Consider the following 10,065-nt stretch of genomic DNA (forward strand, 5'->3'; position numbering starts at 1 on the left):
CCTTCAAATTTGCCGTCAAATTTAAAACGCTAAATTTAGCAAATTCCTGCGCTAGCTCGTAAATTTTAGATTTTATCGCGGCGCTATTCGTGCGAGATTTTTATCTTACCGTCCATACATCGCCGAATCAAATTTACCCGCTCAAAGCAACGTATCCGGCCTAGTGCCAAATTTGCGATATTTTACGGCGTTTTAAGTATCCTAAACGTATTTTGGCGTTTTTAATCAAATTTGTTTAAGTAAGCCAAAAACCTAGCGCGATGCAGCGCTAAATTTTCACCTTTTCCCACGGCTCGATTCCGCCTTCGACCTCTTTAAAAATGCTTGCGATTTCTATGTTTTTTACGCTTAAATTTCGCTCATAAGTCTTGACGTCGCGCGATTTTAGCTTCTCTTGCAAAAAGGCGAATTCATACTCGATCTGGCCGCGAGTGACGGCTATTTTGGCCAAATTTCGCTCGTCAAATTCGCCAACTTTTGCCGCGTCAAATTTATAGCCGCGAGCGCAGGCCTGCGCGTAAACCTCCGCCAGATACGCATTTATCGCTTCACACGCGTTTTCGTGCGCGTAAAAGCGGTCAAGCTGCGGGTGATTTTTGTAGCCTTTAGTTAGCCCCGCCAGCACGTTTTTAGCTAGCAGCGCTTCTCGCCACAGCGCTACGAGCCCCTTTACGTCGAGATATTTAAAACTTATCGTCCAAAGTCTCATTTTTGCCTTTCGTTAAATTTACAGCCGTTTTTGCGGGCTAAATTTGGCGCGGTTTAGCCCGCAAACCGTCAAATTTATACTATAAATTTGATTCGTTGCAAAACCTTTCAAAGTTTTTATTTCTTCTTCGCCTTTTTTGCCGCATTTTTCATATTTTCCAGCTCCTCGGCTAAAAATTTGCCCGTGTAGCTGCCCGTTTTTTTATGATTTTTAGCGACATCTTTTACGCTGCCCTCGGCGATGATTTTACCGCCCTTTGCGCCGCCCTCGGGCCCCATATCGACGATGTAGTCGCAGTTTTTGATGACGTCCATGTTGTGCTCGATGACAAAGACCGAGTTGCCAAGATCAACCAGGTGATGTAGAACTCGTACGAGCCTATCGACGTCGGCAAAATGCAGCCCAGTAGTCGGCTCGTCGAGGATATAGAGCGTATTTCCCGTATCCGAGCGGCTGAGTTCTTTTGCCAGCTTCACGCGCTGCGCCTCGCCGCCGCTTAGCGTCACGGCGTTTTGCCCCAGCGTGATGTAGCCTAGGCCCACGTCTTGTAGTGTCGTTAGTTTGCTAGCGATTTTAGGCACGGATTTAAAAAACTCCACCGCCTCGTCGATGCTCATATTTAGCACGTCGGCGATACTTTTGCCTTTGTAGAGGATTTCTAGCGTCTGCGCGTTGTAGCGGGTGCCGCCGCACGAGTCGCAAACTACGTTTACGTCTGGCAAAAAGTGCATCTCGATCGTGATCTCGCCCTCGCCTTGGCACTTTTCGCAGCGTCCGCCCTTGACGTTAAAGCTAAACCTGCCGATCTTATATCCTCGCAGTTTGGCCTCTTTAGTCTGCGCAAAAAGCCCCCTGATCTCGTCCATCACGCCCGTATAGGTGGCCGGATTACTGCGAGGAGTGCGGCCGATAGGGCTTTGATCGAGGTAGATCACCTTGTCTAGATTTTCTAGTCCGCTCAAATTTACCCCAGCGACCTTTTTTACCTTTTTGGCGCGGTTTAGCTGCTCCTGGGCTTCAGGCAGCAGGGTTTGCAGCACGAGCGAGCTTTTACCCGAGCCAGAAACTCCCGTGATACCGACTAAATTTCGCAGCGGAAAGCGAGCGCTTAAATTTGAGATGTTGTTGATATTTACGTTTGAGATTTCAAGCCACGTGTCGCTTTTGCGGTTTTTTTGATAGTCGATTTCCTTTTCGCCGTTTATGTAAAGCGCTGTTTGCGTGCTTGAGCCTAGCAGGCTTTTCACATCGCCGGCAAAGACTATCTGCCCGCCGAATTTCCCGGCTCCAGGCCCGATATCTACGATATAGTCGGCCTCCTCTATCGTCTTTTTATCGTGCTCGACGACGATAACCGAGTTGCCTTTGGCTTGCAAATTTCGCAGAGTTTTTATGAGTTTTAGCGTATCGCGCTCATGCAGACCGATACTAGGCTCATCCAGCACGTACATCACGCCGCTAAGGCCCGATCCGATCTGACTAGCGATCCTGATACGCTGCGCTTCGCCGCCGCTAATCGTGCGCGCGTCGCGTCCGAGCGATAGATAGCCCAGCCCCACGTCGTAGAGGAAAAACAGCCTCTCGTTTATCTCCTTAAATATCGGCTTTGCGATCGTTTTATCGTATTCGCTAAGGTAGCTAAAATTTGACTCGTCTGAAAAAAACGCGGTGCAGTTTTCGATACTCATATCTAAAATTTCGCCGATACCGCGCCCTGCGACCTTGACGGCTAGGCTTTGAGGCTTTAGCCTGTGTCCGCCGCAGTCGTCGCAGACTTTTTCGCTCATGTATTCGTCAAAGTCCTTGTAGTCCTTTAGCAGTCCGTGCGTGATTTTTAGCGCGCCTTCAAATTTACGCAGTAGCTTGTTTCGCTTCCAGAAAAACTCGACCTCTTTTACGTTGCCGTAGAGCACGAGGCGCTTTTCGTCTTCGCTAAGCTCGCAGTAAGGGCGTTTTACGTCGATACCGTTTTGCTCGCAAAAAGCTAGCAAAAATTTATAATAATAGCTCATATTGTAGCCGTAAAGCAGCTTTATCGCGCCGCCTTCGATGCTTTTTTCCTCGTCGATCACTTTGGTGAGATCCAGGCTATATCTGATACCAAGGCCGTCGCACCTCTCGCACGCGCCTTTTGGAGAGTTGAAGCTGAAGCTAAGCGGCTCAAGCGGCGTAAATGAAATTTTACAATCAAAGCACGCCGAGTGCTCGCTGTAGTGGATGAAGCTCTCTTTTAGCCCGAGTTCCTGCGCGTTTGCGATCTCGATCTCGACCTCGCCGTAGCTCTCGCCGAGCGCTTTTTCTACGTCTTGGGCTAGGCGCTGCGCATTATCCGCGTCTATCACGATGCGGTCTACGATGAGCTTTATCGTGTGCTTTTTGGTTTTAGCTAGCTCGATCTCCTCGTCTAGTCTCACCTGCACGCCGTCTATCTGAGCTCTCACGTAGCCTTTACTGCGTAAATTTTCGATCAGATCCGCCCACGTGCCCTTTTTCTCGCGCACGAGCGGGGCATAGATGACGACTTTAGCGCCCTGAGGGAGCTTTTGGATCTCGTTTATGATATCGCTAGCCGACATTTTAGAGATCGGTTTGCCGCATTTGTGACAGTGCTGTATGCCGATTCTTGCATAAAGAAGGCGCAGGTAGTCGTAAATTTCCGTTATCGTGCCCACGGTCGAGCGCGGGTTTTTGGACGTGGTTTTTTGATCTATCGCGATGGCGGGCGTGAGACCCTCGATCTTATCTACGTCTGGCTTGCCTACGCGGTCTAGAAACTGCCTAGCGTAGCTACTAAGGCTCTCCATATATCTGCGCTGCCCCTCGGCGTAAAGCGTGTCAAACGCTAGAGTGCTCTTGCCGCTGCCGCTAAGTCCGGTGAAAACTACGAGCTTGTTTTTCGGAATTTCAAGGTTTAAATTTTTCAGGTTGTGCTCGCGCGCGCCCGTGATTTTTATGGTGTCGTTTGCGTTCATCTTCGCTTCCGTGATTTTAAATTTTTAACCCGTAATTATACCCAAAATCGCTTTAACTAAAATCGCTGTTACTTTTATCAACACTTTAGTAAAAAATCAATTTTAAAGCAAAAGAATTTTTTAAGCCATAAGCTTTTTGGATGTATTATAAATTATCCCAAGCATAGGAGTTATCATGGCAAATCCAAACATTCCTATAGACAGAAGAACAAACCGAGTCGAGCTCATCGGGCTGGTGCTAGGCGTTTTGCTAGCAATTTGGGTGTATAAAATCTTCCCCGCAAATGCAGGAGACATCGCCCTAGCGGCGGCCAAGGGCAAAAAGCTGCATGTAGAAGCTATGCCCGTCGTAGCCGCAGTAGCTGCGCTAATGGCGGCGTGGTGGATGACCGAGGCCATCGCCCTGCCCGCAACCGCCCTGGTACCGATGGTGGCATTTCCGGTGCTAGGCGTCGATGCGTTTAAGGTAGTCGCGGCGCCGTATGCTTCGGACACGATCTATCTTTTTATGGGCGGCTTCGTGCTAGCCCTTGCTATGCAAAGGTGGAATCTACACACCAGAATCGCCCTTGGCATCGTGCTTTTAGTCGGCACGAGTCCCAGACGGCTAGTGGCGGGGTTTATGGTGGCGACGGGATTTTTATCCATGTGGGTGAGCAACACCGCAACCGCCATAATGATGCTTCCGGTGGGGCTAAGCGTATTACATTTGGTCGGACGCCTAACGACTCAAAAATGGACGTTTACGGCGATCGAGGATGTGGCAAATTTGGACGAAATTTCGCGCAAAGGCGTGCAAGGCGGCTTTATGAATACGGTATTTCACAAAGGCCGCGACATCGCAAAAGAGATAAAAGAAAAAACGAGTACTTTTAGCTCAAATTTCGGCATCTCGCTAATGCTAGGCATCGCCTACGCCGCCTCGATAGGCTCAGTAGGCACCATCATCGGCACTCCGCCAAACGCCCTTCTGGTCGCATACATGAAAAACGAATTTGGCATCGAGATCGGCTTTTTTGAGTGGATGCTAGTGGGCGTGCCGCTTAGCGTCGTTATGCTTGCGGCGTGTTGGTTTTTGCTCACTTACGTGCTCTTTAAGCCTGAAATCGGCGAGATACCAAACGGCAAAAAAGTGATCCAAGACGAGCTAGATAAACTAGGCCCCATAACTACGCCCGAAAAGCTAGTCGGAGTCATCTTCGTAGCGGCGGCTGCGTGCTGGATATCGCTGGGCTTTATCCTAAAGTCCTTTGATGTAAAAATCGCCAGCCTAGATGCGATAATCGCGATGAGTACGGCGATTTTGCTATTTATCGTGCCCGCAAACAAAAGCGGCGAGCGTCTCATCGACTGGGATAGCGCCAAAAAGCTGCCGTGGGATATCCTCATACTCTTTGGCGGCGGTTTGTCGCTATCAGCGCAGTTTAGCAGCAGCGGACTATCGCTTTGGATCGGACATCAGGTCTCTGCTCTCGGCGCGCTACCTATCGCCGCGATCATTATGGCCGTCGTAACGCTCGTCATTTTCCTCACCGAGATCACGTCAAACACTGCTACCGCAGCGGCTTTTTTACCCGTTATCGCAGGCGTTAGCGCAGGTCTTGGATACTCCGGCGCAAACGTTATGCTGTTTACGATCCCGGTCGCTATGGCAGCTACGTTTGCATTTATGCTGCCCGTCGCCACGCCGCCAAACGCCATCGCATACGGCTCTGGCTACGTAAAAATCAGCTCGATGATAAAGGCCGGAATCTGGTTAAATATCATCGGAATTTTTCTTATCACGGCAACTGTCGTCTTTATCGCTTCGGCCGTTTTTGGGCTTAAATTTTAATCAAATTTAGGCGGCCTTAACCGCCTAAATTTACCCACATTTAATAGGCGTTGCTGTATCATCGTAAAAATATTTTAACCTAAGGCTGCAAAATGAACGACATCCAAAAATCCTACGACGAGCTTCCATATATCTCGGCCGCTTTCCCCGAAACTTCGCCTGCACGACTTGAGGCTTTGGCTTCGTTTTTATCGCTAACTCCGCCGCCGTCCAAAACGGCTAAAGTGCTAGAAATCGGTTGCAGCTACGGCGGAAATTTATTTCCTTTTGCTATCGCAAATCCGCAGGCAAAGGTGCTAGGCATAGACCTAAGCGAAGTGCAGATAAATAAAGCCAAAGAGCTAGCCGCACAAATGCGCGTGGATAATATCGAATTTAAAGCAAAAGATATCTGCGATTTTACGGATGCGGACGTGAGAGATTACGGCAAATTTGACTACATCATCTGCCACGGCGTTTATAGTTGGGTGCCCGATATGGTAAAGGACGCGATCCTAAAAACCATCAAGCGATTTTTGAGCCCAAACGGCGTGGCGTACGTGAGCTACAACGTCTACCCGGGCTGGAAGATCAAAGATACGATCAGGGATTGTCTGATTTTTGGCACCAAGGACATAAAGGGAGAAACCGCAAAGGTAGCTAAGGCTAGAGAGCTTTTAAAAGTACTTGGAGAATACGCCAAATTTTGCCAAAAAGACGGCAATGCGAGTCAAATTTTTGTAAATTTCGAAAGTCTGAAATTTCATATTGATTATATTCTAACGATGAACGACTCATACATAGCTCACGAGTATTTGGAAGCTTTTAATAATCCGATTTATTTTAAAGATTTTGCAAATAGTCTAGAGAAAAACGACCTAGCATATCTTGCCGAAGTCGGACTCGAGGATGTTTTTCAGTCAAATTTGGGGCTGGAAGAGTTTGACTCGTATATAGACGCAAATTTTAGCTCGCGTATCGAAAAAGAGCAGATGCTTGATTTTTTAACCAATAATATTTTCAGACGCAGTATGATAGTGCACAAAGAGCTCGTTCCAAACGACTTTAGCGTAAATATCGGCGTGGACGAACTTTGCAAGCTGCATATATCGGCAGACTTTAGCAAAACGAAAAACGGCTACCTAAACATCAAAAATATCGCGATGAAGCCTGAGTACGACTGGCTTTATCAAGTCTTTAACGACGTATGCCCAGCAAGCGTAAATTTCGCCGATGTCGCAGCGCTTTTAAAAGATGACGAAAACGCCGTAAAATCGGCATACTTCGGCTTTATGGAAATTTTAGCCGTAGACTGTGCAAAGCTAACGACTTATGAGCGTCCTAAAATCGTTTACGAAGCTGGAAAAAGTCGCCTAAAAGAGCGGGCGCGCGGGTATTTTGAATATTTCAGCACCACGGGCGAACCAGTGATCAAAATTGCTGACGAACTAAACGTACCGGCAAACTTTTCGCAGTTTGACGCCTTTATCGCGCTTAAATTTAACAGCAAAAACTCGCTCGAAAATATCGTAAAACAAACGGTAAAATTTGCACGCGAAAGGAATCTGGAGTTTGCCGGCAAAAACGGCGAAGCAATAAAAACCGTCAGCAAAAACGAATACCAAAAAGCGGCCGAAGACTACGTAAAGGATCTCGAGCTAAAACTAAGCGACGGCGGATTTTTAGAAAATTTCTGATTTTTATTGAAGGTGGTCGGGGTAAATTTACCCCACTCCCTTATTTATCGCAAATTTAATCGTATTGTTTTAAATTTATAAGCTCAAATTTAAGCAAAAAGCTTATTTATCATTATAATTAACGTCGTACAGATGAGCGCAAGTAGGCATCTTTTTTGGACGGTGCGGTCGATCTTTTGCGCCAAGGCTACGCCAAATCTCACACTTATAAGCGAGCCTATACCTACTAAAACGCCGACCTCGTACTGCACGAGCCCCTGCGAGGATAGGCTAATAAAGCCTGAAATCGACGAAAATATCACAAAAAACAGTCCCGTGCTGATCGCCTTTTTTATGTCGTAGTTTAAGAAATTTATCAAAACCGGCATGATGATGACCGAGCCGCCGATACCCACGCTAATCGCTACTATACCAACAAAAAGCCCGACGAAAAAAAGCGGCACGAGAGAGGGATTGTGTGCGCCTTTTGGCTCAGGATTTTTAAAAAACAGCTTAATAACGTTAAAAGTTTGAATACAGATAAGCGTTAGAAGCAAAAACTTCGACGGAACGCTCGCTACGATAAAGCCGCTAGCACTAGCCCCGCAAAAGCCGCCGATGCCTAGCACCAAAGCAGGCTTTAGATCGACGTTTTTGTTTTTTATATTTAAAAGCGAGCCGTAAACCGAACTAAACACCATCTGAAGGACGCTCACGCCGATTGCGTATTTAACGTCAAAGCCCAAAAATACGAGTATCGGCACAGCCGCCGCGCCGCCTCCTATGCCTAAAAATCCGGACAAAAAGCCGACAAATAGTCCCAAACACACGTAGCCGATCGATGCAACCGATAAAATTTCCATAATCTCGCCTTAAAGTAAAATCCGATTTTAGCCGTTTTTGGGTAAAATTAATTTTAAAATTTATAAAAGGAAAATTATTGAAAAGATTGTTTTTGATGATTTTTGCAGGGTTAAATTTGGCCTTTGCCAGCGTCACAACAGGCCAGAGCGAGCTGGAGCTAGAAGCCACGGTTAAGAGATTTCAAAGACTGCTTGACATGAAGGATATTAGCGAATTTGCCGTAGTGCCTCATCACGTTTTCGCCGCGCAAACGGGAGTAAATTTGACGCCGTCGGTCACGGTGATTTTCGGCGCTCCAGGCGTACTTGCGCCGTTAATAGAGTGCGAGCCAAGCCTCGCGCTGGAGCTTCCGTTTAAGTTTTTATTTCAAAAAAGAGAGGACAAAACGGTCGTGAGCTTTGAGGATATAAAAAGCATCGCGGCTAGATACGGCGCCTCGAACTGTCCCGCCCTAGATGCGGCGCAAAGGCTAGAGCGCGAGCTTTTTGACGCCGCCGTCAAATGAAAATTAAGCTTAATTTTTATATAATCGACGCTCATTAAAGGATATTTTATGCTACTTTTGAGCCCCGTTTTTTATTACGAAAAGATTCGCGAAAAATTCGCCAACTCCTACCTCGCCGAGGACACGACGCAGACCATAGTCGGTATCGACTGCGAGTATATCAGCAGCGAGCAAACCGATTTTGCAGGGCTTAAGAGCTATTTCAAAGCTCAAAAATCGGGCGCGCCTTTTGCGGGGCTGTTTGGAGTGCTCGGCTACGGCGGGATAAAATATTTTGAAAAAATCCCCGAGTTTAACGCGTCACAGTACGATTTCCCCGACTTTTTCTACGCTAACGCCCACGCCTACCTGCACTTTGATAAAAATAGCAAAATTTACAGCTTTTACGGCGACCATGAGCGGTATTACGATTTTCTCGTTAAATTTAGCGCAGATGACGAAGCAGCCGCCCAGAAACAGCGCACAAAAAGACAGAGCAAATATCAAATTTTAACCGATTTAGACGGCGAAAAAGCGCATTTTCTGAGTATTGCCGAACGCGCCAAAGAATACCTAAAAAGCGGCGACGTCTTTCAAGTCGTGCTAAGCGAACAGCTAAAACTAGCCTCCGATATGGATAGCCTTGACTTCTACCGAGCCTTGAGCGAGGCAAATCCGAGCCCGTATATGTTTCACTTTCCGACCCCGTACGGCGACGTCGCGGGCTCTAGCCCCGAACTAGTCTGCGAGATCAAAGAGGGCAAGATCTACGTCGCGCCTATCGCAGGCACTCGCGGACGCGGCAAAGACGCGATCGAGGATGCCGCGCTCGAGCGCGAACTGCTAAGCGACGAAAAGGAGCTAGCCGAGCACAAAATGCTCATCGACCTTGCTCGCAACGACATCGGCCGCGTCAGCAAACCAAAAAGCGTCGTGGTCAAAAACGCCATGCGCATCGTGCGCTACGAAAGCGTGATGCACATAGTCTCGGATGTCTACGGCGCGAAGGCGGACGATCTAGATGCATTTGACGCGGTCGGCAGCATATTCCCCGCAGGCACGCTCAGCGGCACGCCAAAGATCCGAGCCATGGAGATCATCGCCGGGCTTGAGTCGTACAGGCGCAACGCCTACGGCGGCGGCATAGGATTTTTCCACTTTAACGGCGACGTACAAATGGCGATTTTGATTAGAAGTGCGATATTTGCACACAAATTTGACGCTAGCGGGCACGACCCGCACCTTGACTGCGCAAACGAGTCAAATTTAAAAAGCGGCGAGCTCGGTGGAAATTTCACCGAAATTTTCGTACAGGCCGGAGCGGGCATCGTGATAGATAGCGTTCCGGAATACGAATATAAAGAGATTTGCAAAAAACGCGCCTCGGTGCTAAACGTGTTCGCGAAAAACGCAAGGGAGATTTGAGAAATTGTCGTTGCAGACTAGGGTTTGCTATATAAAAACTTTTTAAATTTTGTTTTTCTTGGGAGGCGGAAGGGGTTTCTACTTACGGTCTGCTTGCAGCTACGAGCAAAGCGAAGTAGAGC

General features: G+C 47.7%; 7 protein-coding genes. 4 read left to right on the forward strand and 3 right to left on the reverse strand.

Going from position 1 to position 10,065, the window contains the following annotated elements; genetic code table 11:
• Positions 1 to 268 precede the first annotated feature (268 nt).
• On the reverse strand, positions 269 to 709 hold the full coding sequence (locus tag Q0394_RS02545; protein WP_298792427.1) for a pyrimidine dimer DNA glycosylase/endonuclease V: 441 nt from the start codon (positions 707 to 709) through the stop codon (positions 269 to 271).
• Positions 710 to 825: 116 nt separating this feature from the next.
• Positions 826 to 3,681, reverse strand: a complete 2,856-nt coding sequence (uvrA, locus tag Q0394_RS02550; protein ID WP_298945429.1) for an excinuclease ABC subunit UvrA — start codon at positions 3,679 to 3,681, stop codon at positions 826 to 828.
• Between the two features lie 175 nt (positions 3,682 to 3,856).
• Between uvrA and Q0394_RS02555 the strand changes: the two genes are divergently transcribed.
• The gene (locus Q0394_RS02555) at positions 3,857 to 5,515 is read left to right on the forward strand and encodes a DASS family sodium-coupled anion symporter (RefSeq protein ID WP_002947395.1); all 1,659 of its coding nucleotides are present in this window, start codon (positions 3,857 to 3,859) and stop codon (positions 5,513 to 5,515) included.
• A 92-nt stretch (positions 5,516 to 5,607) separates the two neighbouring features.
• Positions 5,608 to 7,191 (forward strand): class I SAM-dependent methyltransferase, encoded by a 1,584-nt coding sequence (locus Q0394_RS02560; protein WP_298945430.1) that lies wholly within the window; start codon positions 5,608 to 5,610, stop codon positions 7,189 to 7,191.
• A gap of 89 nt (positions 7,192 to 7,280) precedes the next feature.
• On the opposite strand, the gene Q0394_RS02565 is transcribed toward Q0394_RS02560, so the two are convergent.
• Entirely contained in the window at positions 7,281 to 8,033 is a 753-nt protein-coding gene (locus Q0394_RS02565) for a sulfite exporter TauE/SafE family protein (RefSeq protein ID WP_298945431.1), read from the reverse strand.
• Positions 8,034 to 8,110: 77 nt separating this feature from the next.
• Here Q0394_RS02565 and Q0394_RS02570 point away from each other — a divergent pair, with 77 nt between their 5' ends.
• Complete coding sequence (locus Q0394_RS02570) at positions 8,111 to 8,539, forward strand: DUF302 domain-containing protein (protein WP_298945432.1); 429 nt, start codon at positions 8,111 to 8,113, stop codon at positions 8,537 to 8,539.
• Between the two features lie 48 nt (positions 8,540 to 8,587).
• On the forward strand, positions 8,588 to 9,943 hold the full coding sequence (locus tag Q0394_RS02575) for an anthranilate synthase component I family protein (RefSeq protein ID WP_298945433.1): 1,356 nt from the start codon (positions 8,588 to 8,590) through the stop codon (positions 9,941 to 9,943).
• Positions 9,944 to 10,065 lie beyond the last annotated feature (122 nt).

This window comes from uncultured Campylobacter sp., from assembly GCF_938039205.1.
GTDB lineage: Bacteria > Campylobacterota > Campylobacteria > Campylobacterales > Campylobacteraceae > Campylobacter_A.